The organism is Bacillus sp. FSL R9-9492 (assembly GCF_038007365.1).
Classification (GTDB): domain Bacteria; phylum Bacillota; class Bacilli; order Bacillales; family Bacillaceae_G; genus Bacillus_A; species Bacillus_A mycoides.
The window spans coordinates 855,333-877,394 of sequence record NZ_JBBOXC010000001.1; the positions used below are offsets into that span (position 1 = coordinate 855,333).

The window sequence follows — 22,062 nt, forward strand, 5'->3', positions numbered from 1 at the left end:
CTTTTTTATATAGTAATTAGTTTAAAATTTTCACTGTAACTGTTTTACGTCCCCAGTTACTTGATGTACCTTTATCTGGCATTAAAACATCGATTTTATTTCCTTTAATAGCTCCACCAGTATCACCAGCGATTGCTACTCCGTAACCTTCAACCCATACTTTTGAACCTAATGGAATGACACTTGGATCAACTGCAATTAGTTTCATGTTTGGATTAGCTGTTAAGTTATGACCCATAGCTGATTTTACTTGGTCTCCTGCTTTGTAACCATTTTCAAGTGGATCTGCTGTGTAAGCTGTTGCTACAACTCTTAATTCACGAGAAGAAGATGGTGCACTTGTTTCAGTTTCTTTCGCAACAGGTTGTTGTGTAGCTGGTTTTTGAGCTTTAGCCGCTTCACGAGCTTTAGCTGCCTCTTGAGCCTTAGCTGCTTCACGAGCTTCAGCTGCCTCTTGAGCTTTAGCCGCTTCACGAGCTTCAGCTGCTTCCTGAGCCTTAGCTGCTTCTTGAGCTTTAGCCGCTTCACGAGCCTTAGCTGCTTCTTGAGCCTTAGCTTCTGCTTGAGCTTCAGCTTCTGCCTGAGCTTTAGCCGCTTCACGAGCTTTAGCTGCTTCTTGAGCCTTAGCTTCTGCTTGAGCTTTAGCTGCTTCAGTTGCTTCTTGAGCTTTAGCTGCTTCACGAGCTTTAGCCGCTTCTTGAGCCTTAGCTTCTGCTTGAGTTTCAGCTGCTTCACGAGCTTTAGTTGCTTCTTGAGCTTTAGCTTTTGCTTGAGTTTCAGCTACTTCACGAGCTTTAGTTGCTTCTTGAGCCTTAGCTTTTGCTTGAGTTTCAGCTACTTCCCCGGCTTTAACTGCTTCACGAACTTTAGCTGTATCTTGAACGTTAGTTACTTTTTCAGCTTTAACTACTGGCTGAACTTTAACTGGTGCTTTTCCTGTTAAGTAAGGAATGTGTACATAAGCTGTTTGACCGTTATATTCAAATTGGATCCAATCATTTTGTACTTGGTGTGTTGTTTCGATTACATCATCTTTTTTCAATTTACCAAGAATCGCTGAATCTGTATTCGCTCCAGCACGTACGTTTAATACGTTTGCTGTTACGTAGTAAGTATCTTTTGTGTAGTCAGCGCTTATGAAAGCCTCTTTACCACTATTTAATTTAACTTTTGACCATCCGTTTTCTGTATGTAAAACGTTAACTTTATATCCATCTAATAACTTTCCGACAACTTGTGATTCAGTAGTTGGGTTTTCTCGTACATTTAGTACATCAGTCGTTACGATTGTTTCTGCTTTAGCAGATGTTGTGAAAATCCCAAGACCAAAAACCGCTGCTGTTGCTATACCCATAAATTTTTTCATAATAGCCTCCATTGCATTTGTTTTCGTTGACCTCATTATAGCAACCATTATTTTCTTATTTGCGGAAAACACAAAACTACAAAGCATTCGTAACGAGGCATTAATATTCTGTAATAATCCCATTAATATCCTGATAGCGTTTTCTTTGCGTTTTTTAGGGGATTAGAACATACGATTCATAAAATCAATACTTTTTTAATTACTAATAGATTAATAATGTATCAGTAGTGTTACTCGAATGTTTCTGTAACGTTACAAAAAAGGGGTATTTAACTATTTGAATCGTAATGTAGTTATGAAAATATAATCTTCTTGTGTGTGAAGTCGTATATATAGGGGTGATTTTAATGAAATAGAGATATAATTGTTACAAAATAAGTTGTAGAATGGAAAAAATTACGCCTTGAATTTGTTCTTTTACATATTATTTTTGCAATAATAGGATTGCTTGATAGCTTTCGTGAGAAATGAAAGTTTAAATGATAAAAAGATAATCGCAACATGAAACATATATAATAGAAGAAACATGAATTAAAGGGATGATATCGTTATGAATTGGTTCGTGAGTTGCAGTAGAATTATCCCGCTATTTGTGGGCAGTAAAACCCTCACCTCAAAATTCGGCTGAAGCAAAGAAGTTAGGTTGGAGATTAACTGCCCGTAAAAGCCCGATTGGTGAAGGCTAATAATCAGTGGGGGATGAACAAAACCCCCACTGATTATAGTTTCACTTTATATAATAGAAGTTAGAGGTTCTTATTTTTGTCAAAACGTCGATGAAATTACATTTGCCTTCAACAAAATAAAAAACGTAGGAGTGTAAACTCCTACGTTTTTTATTTACTCATATCGTAAACATTCAATTGGATCAAGTTTAGCAGCTTTGTTTGCTGGTAGTAAACCGAATGCAATACCGATTAGCATTGAGATACCTACTGAAAGAAGTCCAAGTTCTTTTGAGATAACGAGTGGCCATCCGGCAAAGATTGAGACGATCCAAGCGAAGAAAATACCAAGCATGAATCCGATGAAACCACCGAGACCTGTTAAAATACAAGATTCAATTAAGAATTGTGTTAATACTTTACCGCGCGTTGCACCAAGTGCTTTACGAATACCGATCTCACGTGTACGTTCTGTTACAGATACAAGCATGATGTTCATTACACCGATACCACCAACAAGTAAGGAGATAGCGGCAATGCCACCGAATACCATTTTCATCATACCGATGGATTCGTCTAATTGCTTCGTAAATTCACCTAAGTCCTGTGCTTCGAATTTGTGCTCGAATTTAGGAGCTTTCATGTCGTTTAAAACAGAAACAGCTTGTTTTTCTACACTTTTACGTTCTGTTGGAGAGGTCATTGTTAATTTTACAGAGTCATACTCATTTACTCCTGAAATGACAGGCGCGTTTTCAAGAGATGTATAACCTTCAGGCATAGCCATTCCAAATTCGTTTTTCGTTTCGTATACACCGACTATTTTATACGGCTTTCCTTTTACATCTGTGTATAGATTTGATTCCCAACCACTAAATAATTTGTTGAAAGCTTCTTCATTTAATATAACAGCAGGAATTGCTTGGTTTAATTCGCTGTCGTTTAATTCACGACCGTGAACTAATTTTATTTTCGAATCTGTCATAAAGGCGCCTGTTCCACCTTTTAAATCAAGAGAGACATCTTTTGAACCAGAAGATGCTTTTACTTTCATACTTACATCTGGATAAACATCTTTAACGCCTGGTACAGTTTGAAGACGTTTTAGCATATCAGGTGTGATTTTGGCACTATCAGTTCCATAATCAGGGTTGTTGTAGTAAATCGTTACTTCAGTATCTTTTCCTTGGCCTAACTCTTTTTTAAACTTTGCATTTGTACCATCACCCATTGAAATGATAGTAATAATGGCGCTAATACCGATAATAATACCTAGCATTGTTAATATAGAACGCATTTTATGAGCAAAGATAGAGGAAAGGGCCATGCGTATATTTTCACTCGTGTTCAAAATTAACCTCTCCAATCTTGGACGATATTTCCGTCACGAATTACAATTTGACGTGCTGCCGCTTCCCCAATTTCACGATCGTGGGTAATCATAATGATTGTTGAGCCTTGTTTGTTTAATTCGTAAAAGAGATCCATAATTTGTGTACTTGTTTTCGTATCAAGTGCACCCGTCGGTTCATCTGCTAAGAGAAATTTCGGGTTATTTACGATTGCACGTGCGACTGCGACACGCTGCTTTTGTCCACCTGACAATTCATTTGGTAAGTGAGTAGCACGATCAGCTAAACTGACTTTTGTTAAAGCTGCTAATGAGCGCTCACGTCTTTCTTTTTTATCGACTCCAGCGTAAATAAGAGGTAGTTCTACATTTTGAAGTGCTGTAAGTCTCGGTAATAACATAAAGTTTTGGAATATGAATCCGATCTCTTTATTACGAACATGTGCAAGTTCTGTTTCAGACATGTTTGAAATGTTTTGACCAGCTAGTTCGTACGCACCTGTCGTTGGTTTATCTAAGCAACCGATAATGTTCATTAATGTTGATTTACCAGAACCAGATGGTCCCATAATAGAAGTGAATTCTCCTTGGTTTAGTTTTACATCAATTCCGTGTAATATTTGAACGGACTCTGCACCATTTTGGAAAGATTTCGTGATGCCTTTTAAGTTAATCATTGAGTGACAACCTCCATACCGTCTTTTAAGTCTTTTTCAGGTTTAGAGATAATTTCCTCTCCTTTTTTCACTCCAGAAACTTTTGCTTCGCTATCTGTCTCGAATTCAACAGTAACTGCTTGTTCTTTCGCTTTACCGTCTTTTACAACGAAGACAACATTTTTGTCACCTTTTTTCACAATGCTGCTTTTCGGAACAATCGTACCAGTTGCTTCGCCAGATTTACTTGTTACGTAAACGTGGAAGCCGTTTTGTAATTCTTCACTATTATCTAATGTGACAGTGAATTGATAATTAGAAACAGTTTTATTTTCGTCCATGCTCTTTAATGGTGTAGAACCGATTTCTGTTACTTTTCCTGTCCAAGTCTTACCAGCGACAGTTTTTGATGAAACAGTTACTTCTTGCCCAACTTTCATACTAGCAAGTTCATATTCAGAAAGTTGACCTTTTACTTTAAATTGACCAGCGTGACGAAGTGTAATGCCACTCATACCTGTTTTTTCATCAGCAGTTTTTACGATATCATCAATTACACCGTCGGTTGGACTCGTTACAGAAAGTGTGTTTACTTTCTCTTTTGCTGCTTTAATCATTTCATCAGCTTTTTCTACTTCAAACTTTTTCATTTCAAGTTGTGATTCTAATTGTTGCACTTCGACTTCCGATGCCTTTAATGCTTCCTGAGGAAGACCTGCATTTTTATCTTTTTGTAATTTTTGTTTCGCTGCATCAATTTGTTTTTGATATAATGTCACTTCTTTTTGTGCAATTTTCTTTTGCATTTCTGCTTCTGTTACACCTTGTTTAGCAGTAGGGTCATTATATTTAAATAGAAGCTGACCTTTTTTCACTTCATCACCTTTTTTAACAGCTAATTCATACGTACCTTTTGTTGGATCGAATGAAATTGTTTCAATACCATTTGGAATAACTTCGCCGCCAAATTTTTGTGCATTTTCAATTTGTTTTTCCGTAATTTTATAACCGCTATATGCCATTGCTACTTCTGAACTACCGCCAGCTAAAGCAAAATATGATCCAGCTGCAATTCCGATCGCTACTATACTAGTAATTAACACTTTATTTTTCTTCTTCATCTATTTATCACCTTTTCGTTCGTTTTAGTATCTACATTAAGTATAGAAGAGATGAAGAATCTGACAAATCGTTTTAGCTTACAATAACCTTACAGTTTTGTAAGGTATAAATATGTAAATGTAAGGTGGAGGTTGTCCTAGTTTAAGCAAATGAATTGACTCGTTGTTTCTTTCTAATAATAATATTGTATGAAGGAGAGGAGGAAGGAAGATGGAAGCTTATTTTAGTGCGCATCCATTAAAACCATTTATTCCGTACTCGAGGCAACATGTCATTATATTATTTATTATGTTGGTGGGGATATTTTTTCTGTATCAATACCAAGATTTATTGCGTCAAAGTGAGTGGAATATAACGGTTCGATATGCGATTGCATTTCTATTTATAGGAAGTGAGATTGGACTTCATATGTGGGAATGGAAAGCCGGTATTTTTGAGCTAGGCACTTCATTACCATTTGAGTTATGTACGATTAGTTTATTGTTAGCATCGATTATGATTGTAACGAAAAGCTATCGAATATATGAGATTGTGTTTTTTACAGGAATTATCGGTGCATCGCAAGCCATTTTAACGCCGAACGTGCAATACGCTTTTCCGCATTTTCGCTTTATAGAATTCTTCATTGCACATGTATTACTCATTTGGGCACCGCTCTTTATGACGTGGGTGGAAGGATATAGACCTACCTTGCAATCGATTAAGCGTACGATGATATTTTTAAACATAGTAATTCCAATCGTTTCATTTGTTAATTATAAAACGGGTGGCAATTATATGTTTTTAGCTCATAAGCCAGAAACTGCTTCATTACTCGATATGTTAGGGCCGCATCCTTACTATATTATTTCATTAGAAATCGCAGCGCTTATTGGGTGTTTCATTTTGTATATACCGTTTGCGAAAAGAGAAGGGCATGCGCATAAAGAATCACTAGGGTCATAACCTAGTGATTTTTCTTTATAAATATTTACAATTCAGAAAATTAAGAATAAAATTAGAGGGTAAATTATATATAGAGAGAAGGGAAAACGTGGTCAAAAAAGTTTTTCTGAATGGGATGGAAGTGACAATTCAATTTATTATTTCGATTTTGGGCATTATTTGTATAGGAGCACTGCCGAAATTATTTTATGGATTTGAGCTGCATGCATCAAAGTACATACAGAGTTTAAAAGAAGTGTTTGTGAACTTAATGGATATTTCCAATTTGCAATATGTGAGAGGTGAATTTTTATTTCCGCAGTTGTTCGTCCATTATAAAGAAACGATTGTTATTTTTTTGGCTGCTTTTTTCATTTCATTATTTGTAGCATTTTGTATTGTTTATGTAATTATGAGTAGTTCACCGCGTATACAACATCGTATTAAATCATTTCTCATCTTTCTAGAATCTATTCCAGACATTCTTCTTATTTTAGTATCGCAAATTTTAGTTGTATGGTTTTTTAAACAAACAGGTTTTTTACCTTTTCAAATTGCGTCAATTGGAGGCGAGTCGATTAGAGGATTACCGATATTTTGTTTGAGTATACCGACTACGATTCTGTTCGTAAAAATGTTGGTGCTTCGTTTTGAAAATGAACTAGAAAAAGATTATGTACTATTTGCTAAGGCGAAAGGGCTAAATCGTATTCATATTTTAAATCGTCATGTTTTACGAAATGTGTTGCTTAGTACACTTTTCTTTGCGAAAACAAATATCTTTTTTATGTTATCTAATTTATATATTATAGAATGGATTTTTAATACGGGTGGTATTTTCATGTTTTTAAAATCGTACGAGGGTATTAGGGTGGAGGTTTTCATCGTTAGTGTGCTACTTATTTATATTCCGATTTTTATTTTGTTTAAATTGTTTCATTACCTCATTCCAGCTGCGATGAAGGAGAGAATATAATATGTGGACGTATATAAAACGCGATAAAAGATTTTGGATAAGCATTGGGTTTCTTCTCATATTAGTTCTTTTGAGCATCGGAAATACGATATGGAATGATGGACATATTAGACAAGTTACGTTGCAATATGATGCGGATGAAAATCCAGAAGTACCACCGTTTTCACCTTCATTACAATTTTTACTTGGGACAGACCGGAAAGGATACGACCTTTTACATTTAGTCATTGAAGGGGCGAAATGGACGATTGGTATATCTATTTTAATTGCGGCACTTAGAATGGTAATAGGTGTTTTTTTCGGTGTTGTAATCGGAACGTATGTAAAAAGAGGCTTTTCAAAGATTGAGGCTTTTTTTGATAGTTTCACAGTTATTCCAACAGTTATGATTGCGTATTTTTTTCTTCACTTTGCAAATACATTTGGAAGTGGAGAGGAGACAACAACTTTTTTTGAAAGAGCTTCATTTCAAGTGGTATTACTCGTAATGCTTGTGATGCCAGTTATTGCACTGTATGTTGCGAAGGAAGTTCGTAAATTACAAACGGAAGAATTTATTGATGCCGCGCGCATATTAGGTGGATCGAGAAGACATATTGTTATAAAACATCTTTTTCCACATCTCTATATGACGTTTATACTCGTATTTCTTCAACAGTTTACGCAGACTCTTACTATTCTACTGCACTTAGGGTTACTGGAAGTGTTTTTTGGAGGAACTGTTAAGTTTTTAGGGCCGGTAGAAGAAATAGACTCTTACACACATGAATGGTCAGGTTTAATAGGAGTCTATTTTAGATCATTAACAGTGCATCCATGGATTCCTCTCGTTCCAATTACATTTTTTGGACTTACTATCTTTTCGGGAAATATGATTGTAAAAAGTATAGAAGAGGCGATGATGAAAGTTCGATTAGGGGGAGAGAGGAAGAAGGAAGTTGTAGAAGAAGAACAATCTGCTGTGCAGTCAAAAGAAGAGTTGTTTACGTTTAAACATACGATGTGAAAATAAAGAAGAAGCAAGCATAATCAATGCTTGCTTCTTTTTTTATTTTGTAGAAACTTCACCTTCAGCTTCTGTTTGCGGAATAAAGTATCCGATTATACCACCGATTATTGCTGGAACGATCCAGCCGATTCCTAAGTTATAAAAAGGAATTGTGTGTACGATATTAGCGATAAAACTTGGAATCATTCCCACATTATCAAGTGCATGAATACAGCTAATAAGGAATGCCGCGATCATCGCTCCGATATAGACAGAAGGTTTACGTTTCGTATATTTATCGATAAATGATACGAAAATTAAAATGATTGTAATTGGGTATAAAATAATTAATACGGGTAATGTAATTTTGATTAATAAACTTAATCCTAAGTTTGAAATAACGAAGCTAAAAATACAAACGTATAGTACAAGCTTCTTATATGAAACATTTGTTAATACTGTTGTGAAATAGTTGGCGAATGCACTTACAACACCGATTGCAGTCGTTAAACAAGCAGCTATAATCGCTATGCTTAATAAAATGTTACCGCTTGTCCCAAAGAATTGATACATAACAGTTGCTAATAGTTGACCGCCATTTTCAAATTGTCCTAAGTTTCCGTTTGAAGCGCCGATATAACCTAGTAAGAAGTAAACAATTGTTAAGAAAAGAGCCGCAATGCTTCCGCAAATAATTGTATATTTCGCAATGGATTTCTTATCTTGTATACCGTTTTGGCGAATTGCATTTACAACAATTGTTGATAATACGAGAGCTCCGATTGCATCTAATGTTAAAAAGCCTTCGAGAAATCCTTTGAAAAATGGGATTTCTTTATAGTCACCAACAGGTTCTGCGAACGATACTGGTGAAAGAATCGCCTTTGTTGCCATAATTGCAATAATTCCAAGCAAAATTGGCGTTAATATTTTTCCGATATGATCTACTAATTTGGATGGATTTAACGATAAGAAGTAGACGACTATAAAGAAAATCGCACTAAAAACTAACATAGAGTACCATTGATCTGGGAAAAGTGGTGCAATCCCAATTTCATAAGATACAGTTCCAGTTCGTGGAATAACAAATAGTGGGCCGATGGAAAGATAAATAATGATAGCGAATACTGCTGCGAATTTTGGGTGAACACGGCTCGCTAAAGTATTAAAACTACCACCAGCAAGGGCAACAGCGACGATAGCTAGTAAAGATAAACCGACATCTGTAATAATAAATCCTGTAATGGAAACCCACATATTTTCTCCGGAAGAAAGACCGAGAAGAGGCGGGAAAATCATATTACCAGCACCGAAGAAAACTGCGAATAGTAATAAACTAATCGAAAGTATTTGCGCTGGTTTTAAAGTTGTACGCATATAAAGAAAAGCCTCCTAATGAGCGTTTTTTTGTCGAAAATTCAAATAATTTGTCGATTAACTGTTATTATTTTAAAGGTCTGATGACTAGAAAGCAAGAGGGAATTTTAAAAATATTTTAAAATAATGCGTAAAATTGAATAAATATACTATTTATATGTTAATGCAGGAAGAATTTCACTTTTAACGTAAAAAAACACATATCGCTAGGATATGTGTATTAAAAATAAATTTGCCTATCACGTTCTTCTTTTAAAATTTCTACAGCCTCTCGGAAACGTTGAGAATGGACAATTTCTCGTTCGCGTAAAAAGCGTAAGCTATCATTTATATCGGGATCGTCTGATAAATCAATTAGCCATTGATAAGTCGCTCGTGCTTTTTCTTCAGCTGCAATATCCTCGTATAAATCTGCGATAGGATCTCCTTTCGCTTGAATGTAAGTGGCAGTAAAAGGAACACCACCTGCATTATGGTAAAACAAGGCGCTATCATGATTCGCATAATGCGCGTCTAATCCGGCAGCTTTCATTTGTTCAGGTGTTGCATCTTTTGTTAATTTATAAATCATTGTAGCAATCATTTCTAAATGTGCGAACTCTTCTGTACCAATATCGGTTAGTAAGCCAACGACTTTATCAGGAATAGTATAACGCTGATTTAAGTAGCGCAGAGCAGCAGCTAGTTCGCCGTCCGCACCACCGTACTGTTCAACTAATAATCTTGCGAGTGCTGGATTACAAGTACTCACCTTAACAGGATACTGTAATTTTTTTTCATAAATCCACATAGTTTCTCTCCTTCATATTTGCCATGGCCACGGTCCTTTGCTCCATTCCCAGGGAGCGTTAGAATAACTATTTCCAAACTGCTGAAGTGGTCCGTATTTTTCTTCAATTTTTTGTTTTAATACTCTTCGTTTATAAGAAAAATCGTTGAATTGATTTATAGCTGCAGTATCGTCGGGATGCGTATCTAAATAGAGAGTAAGTTCAACTAATACAAAGTCTAATTCTTGAAGTTCTTCAATCCATTTGTAATATTCATCAGGCAATGTTTGTGTCACGTCTTTATTCACCGTCCTTTTTTGTAAGGATTTTCATAATAATCATAAAAGGCAGGCCATAAAGTCCCTTTTCTTAAAGCTTCTTTTGGTGTGAATTGGGGTAAATTAGTTGGTTGAAAACCCATATATAAGTGCGGGGGAGTTGAGTAATATTTCTTTCCAATTGGAGGACAAGGATCGTTTGGACCATGATAAGGTATGAAGGATTTCATGAATTTATCCATGTTACACGCCTCCTTTATAAATGAAATATCCATTACTATGTATTGTATTCGTACATAATTGTCATTTATGACTCATATAAAAAACTAATAGAGACAGGGGGAGTTGAGGATGGAAGGCATTACAACATGCATCGTATTAGAATCAAAAAATTTAAAGGAAACATTGTATTTTTATGAAGGGATTTTAGGCTTTAAACCAAGCAAGGAGAGACCTCAACTACATGTAACAGGTGTTTGGTATGACGTTGGTTTAACGAGAATTTGTTTTGTGGTAAATCGGAATTTACGAGAGCGAGAGAAGGTTGCTAATTCTTCGTGTGAATTAATAACCTTTTCAATTTCTGATATGGAAAAAGTAAAGAGAAAATTACAGTTTTACAAAATATCTTTTGCGGAAGAACAGCATGCGGATGGGGTGGTAATTACTCTTTATGATCCAGATTGCTATAAGCTTCAAATTTCATCAGAGGCATGAGTAACAATAGGGGGGATAGTGTGGATAGAATGTATGAAGAAAGCGCACTGTTTGAACATAAATTTTGGCTCAAAGTTCTTGGGGATCATGCTCAGTTTTTACTAGATGCTTTAGCTCCACAGGAGAAAGAAGATATACAGAAAGCCACCTATTTTGTAGAAAAATTCACGAACTTTTTAAATGAAATTCATACTGTAAATTTTATTGCATTTTCAAAAGATGCAGAACAAGCTGCAGAGGAGATTCGAGCATTTAAATTAAATATTATACAAAAGCAATTGGAAGGTAAAATTGTGATTCATTTTACTCCGACTTTTATTAATCATATGGTAAATGAAGTGGAGGAATATATAACAGTATTAGAATACTTAGGGAGGGGAGAAGTCCCGCCCGTTTTTCATGAACTACACTATCATCTCGCGTGGTTAACGGATGCAGCAGGGCATGCTGGTTCTATTTCAGGCGGATTAGATGTTGTGGAAAAAAGATTGAAGGAGAAAAGTGATTTGTTTGCTAAACATTTTGAACAATTTTATTTAAAAGCAGTTGAAATGACAGGTTATTTACGGTCAGAACTGAAACATTTTCCAGCTTTGAAGAAGTTTACAAAAGACGTTTCACTAGAGCTAAAGTTATTCTCGCATTTCCTTCGAGAAGTAGAAGAATTAGAGTTGTCTGAGCAAATATTAAGTTCATTATCAGCCAGGATGGCGGATCATATGGCGAGGGAGGAGTGTTACTATTTATTGAAGTTAGCACAATCCTCAGGGTTAGAGATACCTAAATGTAATCCGCTTTAAAAATAGATTGTAGGGAAGATTAAGCAGACAAATTGTAACAGTGATAGAAGTATGTGAACAGGTTTCATTATGAAAAAAATATTGACAAGCCCCTCCAAATATCTTAATGTGATTGTATAAAATTGTGTATCTAAAGGGGAGTAACTTATTACAGTAAAGTCGTCATTACAGGGAGAAACCCTCGGCTTTATTGGCAACGTTTCGTTGTTAGTGAGACCTTTACCAGCAATGGTAAAGGCCCCTTATTGTCTTTTTAGGACCCTTACCATATTTGGTAGGGTCCTTTTTGTATACAAAGAGAGGAGCTAGAAAATGAAAAAACTTATTAGTAGATTAAGAGTTGTATTTCATGTCCGCCGTTTTGTTCCATTTCTATTTGACTTTTTTACTTCAAAAGAGGTTTCCATAAAGAAGAAAATCTTATCTATTGCTTTTTTAGTTGGTTATGTAGCGATGCCGCTCGATTTAATTCCAGACTTCTTACCGTTTATCGGTATTTTAGATGATATTGGAATTGTTTTATTCATTTTGAACCGAATTGTAAAGATGGCGCCAGTACAATTGCAAGAAAAGCATAATGTAAATGTAGGATAGGGGCTAAAAGTATGGAGCAAATTATTTTAGATATAATTGAGTATTTAAAGCAGTTTTCTTATTTTGGAGTTGTGTTAGCTTTAACTTTTGAATTTATTCCAGCAGAGGTAGTTTTACCTCTTGTTGGGTATTGGGTATACGAGGGGGATATGAATTTTTGGCTAGCTGTATTAGCTGGAACACTAGGGGGAACGACAGGACCATTAACGTTATACGCACTAGGTTATTACGGTGGTCGTCCTCTATTAATAAAATACGGGAAATACTTCTTTATTAAAGAAGAACAAATTCAAAAAGCAGATGATTTCTTTGAGAAATATGGGCCGGTTGTAGCATTTTTAGGACGCTTCATCCCGGGAGTTCGAACGCTTATTTCCGTTCCATGTGGTATGGCGAAAATGAACATATGGAAATTTAGCATATATACATTTGTAGCAATGTTCCCGTTAACGACTTTGTATATTTATTTTGGAATGAAATTAGGTCCGCATTGGGAAAAAGCAGCGGGTGTTGTTGGACAATATATGCTACCGATATTAGCCGTCGTTCTTATTATTGTAGGTGGTATTTTAATCTATAAATTTATGAAAAAACGAAACAGATCGGAATCTATCTAGTCATTGGTAATGGAATTTGCATATTTTTTGAAAATAGATGAATAGTACAGGCAAAAGACTCTGAGGGACATACACATATAGGGAATATAAAAGAGAGAGGGGAAACAACTATGTCTTGTGAGTGCTCAGGGTCAGCATTAACTTGCTGTCCAGATAAAAATTATGTGCAAGATAAAGTGTGTAGTCCGTGGTCTGCTACTGTAGTTGCAACAGCAATTGATAATGTTCTTTATACAAATAATATTAACCAAAATGTAGTTGGTACTGGTTTTGTTAAATATGATGTTGGTCCAGGTCCAATTACTGTAGAAGTGCTTGATTCTGCTGGGGCTACAATTGATACACAAACATTAAACCCAGGAACGAGTATCGCTTTTACGTATCGCCGCTTTGCTAGTATACAAGTTGTGTTACCTGCAACACCTGGTGGAACGTATCAGGGAGAATTTTGTATTACAACACGTTATCCACTTTCATAGTAGAATAGGAGAGGATCGAAATGGGAATGAGAAGTTCCGGTTTGTCTTGTTGTTCTAATAAAACACTTGTGCAAGATCAAGTATGTACAGACTGGTCTATTACAGGTGCTGGTACTCAAATTGTATATACGAATAATATTACACAAGAAGTATATGGTTCAGGTTATGTGAAATATGATGTAGGCGCGAATCCCATTACAGTTGATTTTTTAGTCGGTGCTACAGTAGTTGATACAATTACTGTACAACCACAAAGTAGTGGTACTTTCACTGTACGATATTTTACTACTGTCCGAATTACTACGACAGGAACAACTGTTAATCAAGGCGAGTTTTGTATTACAGTACGTTATCCAATTTCATAAAAAAAGCATACCGTAAATGGTATGCTTTTTTTAAATTGAGGAAGTAATAAAATTGGTATTCTATAAGCAACATGTAAATTGGCAACAGTACTTGCCTTCTAAATATAGTGAAGGATTATTTTGTATATTAATAATACTAACGGATTTTAAATCTTTACCTGTGTAAGATATTGTATTGCCAGGAAACACAGTGAAAATATTGGTTACTGCTCCAATGATTTGAATTGTAATTGCTTCAGTGCTGCTAGTACTATTGTAAACCGAGACAGTACCTGATATAAGCAGTATCCCATCACTTTGCCACAGTATCATTGATTGTAGTGCATCTTTGGTAGAGGGAGTGGTGTTGTTAGTTATGAGGAAATTCCCTGCAAATTCATTTGTTACTCGCTCACAACTTGGATTTGGAGGAGGGGGCGGTGGACAAGGGTCTGGACAAATGATAGATAAAGGAGCGAAACAGCCAATATTTTTTTTGTTCTTCAATACAACCCCTCCTTTTTAAGTTGTCTTTTACTACTATTAAATGTAGAAGCATGGCCGATGTGTTAAGAAAAGAAGAAAATTTTTAAAATTAAGATTGTCTAATAGGCTTACAGCTTAACTTATCATTAATGTTATAGAAAAGATTATATGTGAATAGACATGGGAAAAGAATGATCAGACTCTTTTAGACAAAAGGTGGTTGTATACAATAGTACGAGTAATGTTGGACTTAACACCTAATTAACTGTATATTTACAAAAATCTAATAAAATTCATTTGTTATTTAAACGATATTAATATGTTTAAGATAAAATAGCCCTTGTAATGAATCAATTATTATGAGGAGGATTCACGTGGAAAGAACTGCTTTACGAAAAGTAAAAGGTCTTATTGGATTATTAATGGTGTTTGTATTGGCATTTGTATCATTACCGTGGAGTACGTCGGTTAAAGCGGAAGAGAAAAAGCAAGAAAAGGCACCAAGTGAGAAGAAAATCGTTTTCCCAGTTGTAAGTGATGTGCATATTAAAGATAGTGGAACAGATGATACGTTCCGCTGGAAAAGAGCGATTGAGCAATTTAATACGCTTGCACCAAAGCAAGATGCGTTTGTCATTGTAGGTGATTTTACTGATTCGGGTTCAGTAAAGCAATATGATCGTTTCATGCAAGTATATAATGAAAATGCAAATAAAGATGCAGTACGAATGAATTCTCTCGGTAATCATGATTATTGGAACAATTTATCTGTAGAGGGAGCACAGAAGCGTTTCTTAGAAAAAACAGGAATGAAATCTATTTATTATCATAATGTGGTAAAAGGGTATCACTTCCTTGTTATGTCACCAGAGGATGGAACAACGCATGGCTATTATTCGGACAAGCAAATCAATTGGTTAAAAGAAGAAATGGCAAAAGCACAAAAGGATGATCCGGAAAAACCAATTTTCGTATTTTTACATCAACATATAAAAGATACAGTATACGGTAGCCAAGAATGGGGAACGAAAGATAGTGCAAAAATTAATGCAGTATTAAAAGAGTATCCACAAGTCATTACGTTTTCAGGTCATTCACATTATCCATTAGATGATCCAAGATCGATTCATCAAAAAGACTTTACATCAGTTGGTACATCTTCTGTAAGCTATATGGAAGTTGAAGGCGGTAAAGTACAAGGGAATATCCCGCCAGGAGCTAGTACATTAAGCCAAGGTTTATTGGTAGAGGTAGATGACAAAGAGGTAACAATTAATCGCCGTGATTTCCATACAAATTCTTGGACAGGCGAGCCATGGAAAATTCAGTTGCCATCAAAGAAAGAAACATTTACGCATGTAGAAGATCGTGATAAAGAAAAGCCATACTTTGCGAAGGATGCAAAGCTTGCTGTATCAAATGTAACGGAAAATGCGGCAACAGTAACATTCCCGCAAGCATTGGACAACCTTCTTGTTCATTCTTATCGCTTGCAAGCAAAGGATAAACAAACAGGTGAGATTAAAAATAAGCTATTAGCATTCTCAGAGTTTTATCGAGATCCAGTGCCGAAAGAACTGACATTTACACTTGCAGGACTAGATGGCGGGAAAACATATACACTTGAAGTTGTTGCGATTGATTCATTCGGCAATGAAAGTGTACAACCATTAACGGCAGAAATTACTACGAAAAAAGATAATATTGACCCGAATGTGAAAGTACCAAAGGCAGATGTTTTTGATGTAAACTTTGCAGATGGTACATTTAAAGACAGTTCATCATTTGGTACAAAAGGTGATGTTAAGGGCAATGTGACTATTGAATATGATAAAGCATTGAAAAAGAATGTTATGAAGTTAAACGGAAAAGCAAATACATTTGGATACCTTCCATTTTCAGCAGCACAAAAAGAAAAAGTAGCAAATTCATTTACGTTAGAAACTGTATTTTCAATGAATGAAATTCGTGGACAAGGTATTTTGCAAAATACAGAGAGCGGTGGAATTGGTTTTGAGTCTACAGGAAGTGGCTATGTAGAATTATGGGCTCATATTGGTGGAAGCTATAAACGTGTGGGTGTTCAATTAGAAGCGAACAAAACGTATCATTTAACAGGAACATATAACGGCAGTGAAGTAGCAATTTATGTAGATGGTAAAAAAGTAAATAGTCAGCCGGCTCAAGGGAAAGTATATCACCCGAACGTACCATTCGCACTTGGTGCAGATCCTGATAGCAACGGAAATGGCGGTATTCCGTTAAATGGACAAATTGCATTAGCAAAATTATATAGTAAAGCATTAAGTTCTTCAGAAGTAGTAGCGGCATATAACGAGTTTTCTACTCGTACAAAATTAGAGCAAGTAAATACGTTATATGAAGAAATCGGAAAAGTGAAAGAAGTATTGGCAGGTACTTATGAATTTGGTGAAAAGCCAGGTCAGTATTCACAAGCAGCTTTTAACGAATTACAAAGAAGCTATGACAATGCAAAGAAAGTGTTTGAGAATATAGCGAGTACAGGAGAACAAATTGTTCAAACGTATAATGAATTAAAAACAGCAAACCAAACATTTGTCCAATCAAAGGTAGCAGAAGAACAGCCAAAAACACCGAAAGAAAAATTACAAGTGAATATTGAATCTGCAAAAGCAGTAGTGAAAAAAGCACAAGCTGCAAATGTAACGGACGGTTCAGTGAGATCATTGAGTCAAAAAATTACAGTTGCAGAAGCTGTATTAAAAGATGTGAAAGTAAAAGATGCACAGGTAGAAACGATGAATCGTACGTTAGAGTACGCTATTTCACTGGTTGAAAAAAGCATCAACAAATAAGGTATAAGAAAAAGAAGCTTATCATGTGGTCTTATCCCTGTCAAGTAGACAGTATTAAAAAGACTAAGCAGCCATCGAGATTCGATATTCTATCGGAGCTCGATGGTTGAGTCGTTTTTGGAACCGTTTATAGTTATAAAAGTAAATATATTCTTCAATTGCTTGTATTAAATCTTCTTCTGTTTTAAAATGATTCAAATACAACATCTCCGATTTAAAATGGGAGAAAAATGACTCGATACAGGCATTATCATGGCAGTTTCCTTTGCGAGAGTGGCTGCCAATGATACCTAAATCTAAAAGTCGTTTGTTGTAGGCATGAGATGTGTACTGGAATCCCTGATCTGAATGGAGAATGGTTCCACGCACATCTCTTTTTTGTGCCAACATTTCAATTGTATCTAATACAAGTTCATTATCATTACGCTTGGAAATTTTCCAAGAAACAACTTCGTTATTATAAATATCTTGTACGACAGAAAGATAGCGGAATCCCTCTTGAAATCGTAGGTAGGTAATGTCTGTAACAAGCGCTTCATTTTGTTGGCGATCTTTGAATTCACGGTTTAAAACATTTGGAAAAGTATTGGAGTAATTCCCTTTAAAGAAGCGACGCTTCTTCCGAATAATAGACTGAATGTTAAGCTCGCTCATTAAGCGATATACCTTTTTGTGATTTATAAAATAACCCTCCTCTTGTAAGGCGATTTTCATACGTGGATAACCATATTCTTTGTGCTTTACGTGAATAGATTGAATTACCTTTTTTAATTGTTTATCGGATTCTAGTCGCATGTTTTTCATACTTTTTGTATGAATCCACTTATAGTAACTTGAGCGATGTACATTCGCAAAATTAGTAAGCCATATAACGGGATATTTTCTCTTTAGTGATTCAATGATATGATATCTTTCTTTATATTTTAGTACGCCCCCATTTACAGATTTGGATACTGCTTTTTTAAATATTCAACCTGAGCCTTATAGTAGTCACGTTCCTCTTCAACGGTGTTAAAATGAACGCGTTTTCCTTTTAAAGGATTTGGTATACCTTTCATTCCACTATTTTTCCCACGAGTATCTGTAATTTCACCACATTCTTTATATTTTTTCACCCAATTTTTAAGTTGTGTAGAGCTTTTAATCTGATATTTCTCCGTTATCATATCGTAGCTTCCTTCTCCGTTTAAATAACTTTGAACAGCTGATAACTTTACTTCTTCTGAGTATGTATGAAATGTTGTGCCTTTTTTTGCCATGAAAAATCCCCTCCAAGTAATAGTGTAACATCCATGTGTTTACATGGTCTTTTTCACACTGTCTACCTAAAGGGGATAATATCACATGATAGGCTTTTTTTTTGTTATACTAAAAGTAGTATAGAAAAAGGGAGCGAATAATTTGGAAGAGAAAAAGCTAAAAAGAATTCTTGAATATGTATGGATCGCCGTTGTGCTCCTTGTAGGATATTATTTATTAAAAGATAAAAGTATATGGATTCTATTTTTAATGACATTTTTATTAGCGGGATTAGGAACGCTATTTATTAACTTTTTCTTTGATAGTGTAAACGCGTGGAGAAAGAAAAAGAAAGAGACGAAGTAAGGGGAGATAAGTATGCAAAAGTTGCAGGTTATGTACTCACTTGCATCGGTATATTTATCATTTTACAAACGTTAACGAAAAAACATAATAGAACATGAAAATAGCTCGCCGTTTTACCGGCGAGCTATTTTGTTATGCTTCTTTCGTCTCATCATTTGTTTTTTCATTAGCTAGATGACTATGTTTTCTAGAGTAGAAGAAGTATACGCATAAACCGACTATAAGCCAAAATGAAAAGCTGATCCATGTCGTTTTGGACAAATTAGTCATTAAATATAAACAACAAAGAATAGCGACAACCGGTAGTACAGGTACGAGTGGTGTGCGGAAGCCTCGTTTTAAATCAGGATGAGTTTTCCGTAAAATAAGTACAGCAAAGCAAACGAATGTGAAGGCTGTTAACGTACCGATGTTTACTAAATTCGCTAGTAAATGTAGGTCTAAAAGTCCTGCTAATAAAGCTGCAAATACTCCAGTAATCCATGTGTTTAATAAAGGGATTTTTACTTTTTTATTTACGCGTGATAAAGCTTTTGGGAGTAAGCCGTCTCGGCTCATTGCATAAGAAACACGAACTTGTCCATACATAACGACTAAAAGAACGGTTGTCATTCCTGTCATCGCACCAACTGCAAGTAGCCCCGCAATAGTATCTTCACCAACGAAATGTAGTGCAAATGCAACTGGATCAGAAACGTCTAATTGCGTATAAGGAACCATGCCTGTTAAAACGAAAGATACGATCATGTATAAAACTGTACAAATAAGAAGGGAACCGATAATACCAATTGGTAAATCACGCTGCGGTTTTTTCGTTTCTTCTGCCGCGGTTGCGATTGCATCAAAACCTAAAAAGGCGAAGAAGACAGTGGCAGCTCCGGTAATAATACCGTCGTACCCGAATGGAATGAACGGTGTCCAATTTTCAGGCTTTACATATTTTGCACCTGCTACGATAAAGGCGATAATAACTGCTAATTTTATAAGGACCATAATATTATTAATGCGTGCGCTTTCGCGTATACCAAAACTTAAAAGCCCAGTAATGAGAAGTAAAATACAAACAGCTGGTAAATCAATGAGACCACCTTTTCCTGTACCAGGGGCCGAGGCTATTATGGCGGGCAGATGGATGTTAAATCCTTGTAGTAAAGATTGTAAATAACCAGACCAACCGACAGCTACTGCGGCGACGGCAAGTAAATATTCGAGCATTAAACACCAACCAACGATAAAGGCGACAACTTCTCCGACAGTCATGTATGCATAAGTGTAAACACTGCCTGAGACTGGTATAGAAGACGCGAATTCAGCATAACAAAAGGCTACACAAGCACAAGTAAATGCAGCAATAAGGAATGATAACATAATACCAGGGCCAGAATGTTTTGCCGCTACGATACCTGTTAATACAAAAATCCCTGTCCCAATTACGGCGCCGATTCCTAAAAATGTTAAATCGAGTGCCGTTAATGTTCTATCTAGCTGTCGTGGTGATTCAGTACTAAGCGCTTTTTTTCGTAATAATGACTTCACTTTGGACTCTCCTCCCGTTTTTCATCTCCATAACTGCGAATAGTGTGAATCCATTGGAAAAGAGTACGTAAGTGAATAAAGGTACAGTTATGGTATGTAGTTTTTTGAAATTTCTGGATTAATTTTATTATAATTCAGAATATTTTGTCAAATAAAAATGTGACAAATAATATTCGAATGAATAGGGGAAACTACTTGCAGGAATGGACGAGGGTTAACAGAGTGACAAAAACACTCATTAAAGTTTCACTTTATCCCGCATTAACTGCCCGTAAATGCCCGATTGGTTTAACTAATAATCAGTGAGGATGGGGAAATTCCCCACTGATTAAAGTTTCACTTTATAAAGTAGGAGAAGATGTTATGTTATTTTATTTTGAACTTGTCGTCATTTTACTTTGTACGAAATTAGCTGGTGATATTAGCGTAAGACTCGGCCAGCCCTCTGTACTTGGTAAATTAATCGTTGGTATTATTATCGGTCCTGCTGTGCTAGGTATTATTAATAGTTCAGAACTTATTGATGAGCTTAGCGAAATCGGTGTTTTGCTACTTATGTTTATGGCAGGACTCGAAACTGATTTAGAAGAGTTAAATCGTAATTTAAAATCTGCATTCGCAGTAGCGATGGGAGGAATTATTTTCCCATTCCTTGGTGGGTATTTAGCAGGGCTTGCTTTTGGAATGTTACAGTCGCATGCGATCTTTTTAGGGTTATTACTTTGTGCCACATCGGTTAGTATTTCTGTTCAAACGCTAAGAGATTTAGGGAAAATGAATACGAGAGAAAGTACGACGATTTTAGGTGCAGCTGTATTTGATGATGTAATTGTCGTTATTTTATTAGCGTTTGTCATGAGTTTTTTAGGCACACAAGATGTAAATGTAACGCTAGTCATTGCAAAGAAAATCATCTTTTTTGTAAGTATTGTTTTCATCGCTTGGAAAGTTGTTCCGTGGATTATGAAAATGCTCGTACCACTTCGCGTAACAGAAGCGTTAATTAGTGCTGCACTTATTATTTGTTTCTCTTTTTCGTATTACAGTGAAATGATGGGAATCGCAGGTATTATTGGGGCATTTGCAGCAGGAATTGCGATTTCGCAAACAGAGTATAAGCATGAAGTGGAACATAAAATTGAACCGATTGCTTACGCGATATTCGTACCGGTTTTCTTCGTAAGTATTGGAATGGAAATTACATTTCAAGGTATCGGAAGCCAACTTTGGTTCATTATCATTATGACGCTCATCGCAATTTTCACAAAGTTAATCGGATCAGGTTTAGGAGCAAGATTAACAGGGTTTAACTTACAATCTTCTATTAGTATTGGTGCGGGAATGGTGTCGCGCGGGGAAGTAGCGCTTATCATTGCAGCAAATGGACTTGCGGCGAATTTGTTAGCGAAAGAAAATTTCACAGCGATTGTCATTGTTGTTATATTGACGACAATTATTACGCCGCCGCTTTTGAAGAAGTATTTTGTATAGAGAGGAAGGGCTTATCTGATGTAGGTAAGCTCTTTTTTTATTGCAAAATGCAGTGGTCATGTAGCATGAATGGATTGTAATTA

At 35.8% G+C, this 22,062-nt stretch carries 24 protein-coding genes; 13 read left to right on the forward strand and 11 right to left on the reverse strand.

Annotated elements, in window-relative coordinates; translation table 11 throughout:
* Positions 1-16: 16 nt before the first annotated feature.
* The 4 genes from entC to MKY70_RS04285 all read right to left on the reverse strand — a co-directional run bounded on the left by entC (position 17) and on the right by MKY70_RS04285 (position 5,159).
* Positions 17-1,489: a cell wall-binding protein EntC gene (gene entC / locus MKY70_RS04270; protein WP_341023364.1), complete on the reverse strand. Its 1,473-nt coding sequence runs from the start codon at positions 1,487-1,489 to the stop codon at positions 17-19.
* Positions 1,490-2,206: 717 nt separating this feature from the next.
* Positions 2,207-3,358, reverse strand: coding sequence for an ABC transporter permease (locus tag MKY70_RS04275; protein ID WP_002029935.1), 1,152 nt, complete (start codon positions 3,356-3,358; stop codon positions 2,207-2,209).
* 26 nt (positions 3,359-3,384) lie between these two features.
* A complete protein-coding gene (locus MKY70_RS04280) occupies positions 3,385-4,059 on the reverse strand; it encodes an ABC transporter ATP-binding protein (RefSeq protein ID WP_002188403.1) in 675 nt (224 codons plus the stop codon).
* Positions 4,056-5,159 carry an efflux RND transporter periplasmic adaptor subunit gene (locus MKY70_RS04285; RefSeq protein ID WP_341023369.1) on the reverse strand — a complete coding sequence of 368 codons (1,104 nt, stop codon included), beginning with the start codon at positions 5,157-5,159 and terminating at the stop codon, positions 4,056-4,058. The genes MKY70_RS04280 and MKY70_RS04285 overlap by 4 nt, the downstream gene beginning before the upstream one ends.
* A 211-nt stretch (positions 5,160-5,370) precedes the next feature.
* Between MKY70_RS04285 and MKY70_RS04290 the strand changes: the two genes are divergently transcribed.
* The 3 genes from MKY70_RS04290 to MKY70_RS04300 all read left to right on the forward strand — a co-directional run bounded on the left by MKY70_RS04290 (position 5,371) and on the right by MKY70_RS04300 (position 8,066).
* Positions 5,371-6,105 (forward strand): YwaF family protein, encoded by a 735-nt coding sequence (locus MKY70_RS04290; RefSeq protein ID WP_341023372.1) that lies wholly within the window; start codon positions 5,371-5,373, stop codon positions 6,103-6,105.
* An 88-nt stretch (positions 6,106-6,193) separates the two neighbouring features.
* On the forward strand, positions 6,194-7,060 hold the full coding sequence (locus MKY70_RS04295) for an ABC transporter permease subunit (RefSeq protein WP_341074462.1): 867 nt from the start codon (positions 6,194-6,196) through the stop codon (positions 7,058-7,060).
* A 1-nt stretch (position 7,061) separates the two neighbouring features.
* The gene (locus MKY70_RS04300; protein WP_341023375.1) at positions 7,062-8,066 is read left to right on the forward strand and encodes an ABC transporter permease; all 1,005 of its coding nucleotides are present in this window, start codon (positions 7,062-7,064) and stop codon (positions 8,064-8,066) included.
* A 42-nt stretch (positions 8,067-8,108) separates the two neighbouring features.
* Here MKY70_RS04300 and brnQ2 read toward each other — a convergent pair whose 3' ends face one another.
* From brnQ2 to MKY70_RS04320, 4 genes are all read right to left on the reverse strand, one after another.
* Positions 8,109-9,425 carry a branched-chain amino acid transport system II carrier protein BrnQ2 gene (gene brnQ2, locus MKY70_RS04305; RefSeq protein WP_060750014.1) on the reverse strand — a complete coding sequence of 439 codons (1,317 nt, stop codon included), beginning with the start codon at positions 9,423-9,425 and terminating at the stop codon, positions 8,109-8,111.
* A 220-nt stretch (positions 9,426-9,645) separates the two neighbouring features.
* A complete protein-coding gene (cotJC, locus tag MKY70_RS04310) occupies positions 9,646-10,215 on the reverse strand; it encodes a spore coat protein CotJC (RefSeq protein ID WP_002140479.1) in 570 nt (189 codons plus the stop codon).
* Positions 10,216-10,227: 12 nt separating this feature from the next.
* Positions 10,228-10,491, reverse strand: coding sequence for a spore coat protein CotJB (locus MKY70_RS04315; RefSeq protein ID WP_002140482.1), 264 nt, complete (start codon positions 10,489-10,491; stop codon positions 10,228-10,230).
* Positions 10,492-10,499: 8 nt separating this feature from the next.
* Positions 10,500-10,715, reverse strand: a complete 216-nt coding sequence (locus MKY70_RS04320; RefSeq protein ID WP_002140483.1) for a spore coat associated protein CotJA — start codon at positions 10,713-10,715, stop codon at positions 10,500-10,502.
* A gap of 109 nt (positions 10,716-10,824) precedes the next feature.
* Between MKY70_RS04320 and MKY70_RS04325 the strand changes: the two genes are divergently transcribed.
* From MKY70_RS04325 to MKY70_RS04350, 6 genes are all read left to right on the forward strand, one after another.
* Positions 10,825-11,190, forward strand: a complete 366-nt coding sequence (locus tag MKY70_RS04325; RefSeq protein WP_341023381.1) for a VOC family protein — start codon at positions 10,825-10,827, stop codon at positions 11,188-11,190.
* 20 nt (positions 11,191-11,210) lie between these two features.
* Positions 11,211-11,990, forward strand: coding sequence for a DUF2935 domain-containing protein (locus tag MKY70_RS04330; protein ID WP_043331297.1), 780 nt, complete (start codon positions 11,211-11,213; stop codon positions 11,988-11,990).
* 312 nt (positions 11,991-12,302) lie between these two features.
* Complete coding sequence (locus MKY70_RS04335) at positions 12,303-12,584, forward strand: YkvA family protein (RefSeq protein WP_000733844.1); 282 nt, start codon at positions 12,303-12,305, stop codon at positions 12,582-12,584.
* 11 nt (positions 12,585-12,595) lie between these two features.
* Positions 12,596-13,201: a DedA family protein gene (locus tag MKY70_RS04340; RefSeq protein WP_131247342.1), complete on the forward strand. Its 606-nt coding sequence runs from the start codon at positions 12,596-12,598 to the stop codon at positions 13,199-13,201.
* 110 nt (positions 13,202-13,311) lie between these two features.
* On the forward strand, positions 13,312-13,680 hold the full coding sequence (locus MKY70_RS04345) for a DUF3992 domain-containing protein (protein WP_131247345.1): 369 nt from the start codon (positions 13,312-13,314) through the stop codon (positions 13,678-13,680).
* A 20-nt stretch (positions 13,681-13,700) separates the two neighbouring features.
* On the forward strand, positions 13,701-14,045 hold the full coding sequence (locus MKY70_RS04350) for a DUF3992 domain-containing protein (RefSeq protein ID WP_000525803.1): 345 nt from the start codon (positions 13,701-13,703) through the stop codon (positions 14,043-14,045).
* A 60-nt stretch (positions 14,046-14,105) separates the two neighbouring features.
* On the opposite strand, the gene MKY70_RS04355 is transcribed toward MKY70_RS04350, so the two are convergent.
* A complete protein-coding gene (locus tag MKY70_RS04355; RefSeq protein WP_341023388.1) occupies positions 14,106-14,531 on the reverse strand; it encodes an S-Ena type endospore appendage in 426 nt (141 codons plus the stop codon).
* A 353-nt stretch (positions 14,532-14,884) separates the two neighbouring features.
* On the opposite strand from MKY70_RS04355, the gene MKY70_RS04360 reads away from it, so the two are divergent.
* Positions 14,885-17,347, forward strand: a complete 2,463-nt coding sequence (locus tag MKY70_RS04360) for an FN3 and LamG domain-containing metallophosphoesterase family protein (protein ID WP_341074463.1) — start codon at positions 14,885-14,887, stop codon at positions 17,345-17,347.
* A 63-nt stretch (positions 17,348-17,410) separates the two neighbouring features.
* On the opposite strand, the gene MKY70_RS04365 is transcribed toward MKY70_RS04360, so the two are convergent.
* Positions 17,411-18,606 (reverse strand): IS3 family transposase gene (locus tag MKY70_RS04365; protein WP_340780769.1). Its coding sequence is split into 2 segments (ribosomal slippage): positions 17,411-18,300 and positions 18,300-18,606, totalling 1,197 coding nucleotides; the frame shifts between segments, so codons are not numbered across the junction.
* Between the two features lie 142 nt (positions 18,607-18,748).
* Between MKY70_RS04365 and MKY70_RS04370 the strand changes: the two genes are divergently transcribed.
* Complete coding sequence (locus MKY70_RS04370) at positions 18,749-18,952, forward strand: hypothetical protein (protein ID WP_000391506.1); 204 nt, start codon at positions 18,749-18,751, stop codon at positions 18,950-18,952.
* Positions 18,922-19,050, forward strand: coding sequence for a hypothetical protein (locus tag MKY70_RS04375; RefSeq protein WP_341074464.1), 129 nt, complete (start codon positions 18,922-18,924; stop codon positions 19,048-19,050). Before MKY70_RS04370 ends, MKY70_RS04375 begins: the two co-directional genes overlap by 31 nt.
* A 34-nt stretch (positions 19,051-19,084) precedes the next feature.
* Here MKY70_RS04375 and MKY70_RS04380 read toward each other — a convergent pair whose 3' ends face one another.
* Positions 19,085-20,488, reverse strand: a complete 1,404-nt coding sequence (locus MKY70_RS04380) for an amino acid permease (RefSeq protein WP_341023391.1) — start codon at positions 20,486-20,488, stop codon at positions 19,085-19,087.
* A 363-nt stretch (positions 20,489-20,851) separates the two neighbouring features.
* Between MKY70_RS04380 and MKY70_RS04385 the strand changes: the two genes are divergently transcribed.
* Positions 20,852-21,979, forward strand: a complete 1,128-nt coding sequence (locus MKY70_RS04385; protein WP_002010790.1) for a cation:proton antiporter — start codon at positions 20,852-20,854, stop codon at positions 21,977-21,979.
* The last annotated feature ends 83 nt before the right edge of the window (positions 21,980-22,062 follow it).

Bases quoted from the DNA above. Each gene is read 5' to 3' on its own strand.
- entC (WP_341023364.1), bottom strand. From the start codon at position 1,489: ATGGGATTATTACAGAATATTAATGCCTCGTTACGAATGCTTTGTAGT.
- MKY70_RS04275 (WP_002029935.1), bottom strand. From the start codon at position 3,358: ATGGCCCTTTCCTCTATCTTTGCTCATAAAATGCGTTCTATATTAACA.
- MKY70_RS04280 (WP_002188403.1), bottom strand. From the start codon at position 4,059: ATGATTAACTTAAAAGGCATCACGAAATCTTTCCAAAATGGTGCAGAG.
- MKY70_RS04285 (WP_341023369.1), bottom strand. From the start codon at position 5,159: ATGAAGAAGAAAAATAAAGTGTTAATTACTAGTATAGTAGCGATCGGA.
- MKY70_RS04290 (WP_341023372.1), top strand. From the start codon at position 5,371: ATGGAAGCTTATTTTAGTGCGCATCCATTAAAACCATTTATTCCGTAC.
- MKY70_RS04300 (WP_341023375.1), top strand. From the start codon at position 7,062: ATGTGGACGTATATAAAACGCGATAAAAGATTTTGGATAAGCATTGGG.
- brnQ2 (WP_060750014.1), bottom strand. From the start codon at position 9,425: ATGCGTACAACTTTAAAACCAGCGCAAATACTTTCGATTAGTTTATTA.
- cotJC (WP_002140479.1), bottom strand. From the start codon at position 10,215: ATGTGGATTTATGAAAAAAAATTACAGTATCCTGTTAAGGTGAGTACT.
- MKY70_RS04320 (WP_002140483.1), bottom strand. From the start codon at position 10,715: ATGGATAAATTCATGAAATCCTTCATACCTTATCATGGTCCAAACGAT.
- MKY70_RS04325 (WP_341023381.1), top strand. From the start codon at position 10,825: ATGGAAGGCATTACAACATGCATCGTATTAGAATCAAAAAATTTAAAG.
- MKY70_RS04335 (WP_000733844.1), top strand. From the start codon at position 12,303: ATGAAAAAACTTATTAGTAGATTAAGAGTTGTATTTCATGTCCGCCGT.
- MKY70_RS04340 (WP_131247342.1), top strand. From the start codon at position 12,596: ATGGAGCAAATTATTTTAGATATAATTGAGTATTTAAAGCAGTTTTCT.
- MKY70_RS04345 (WP_131247345.1), top strand. From the start codon at position 13,312: ATGTCTTGTGAGTGCTCAGGGTCAGCATTAACTTGCTGTCCAGATAAA.
- MKY70_RS04350 (WP_000525803.1), top strand. From the start codon at position 13,701: ATGGGAATGAGAAGTTCCGGTTTGTCTTGTTGTTCTAATAAAACACTT.
- MKY70_RS04385 (WP_002010790.1), top strand. From the start codon at position 20,852: ATGTTATTTTATTTTGAACTTGTCGTCATTTTACTTTGTACGAAATTA.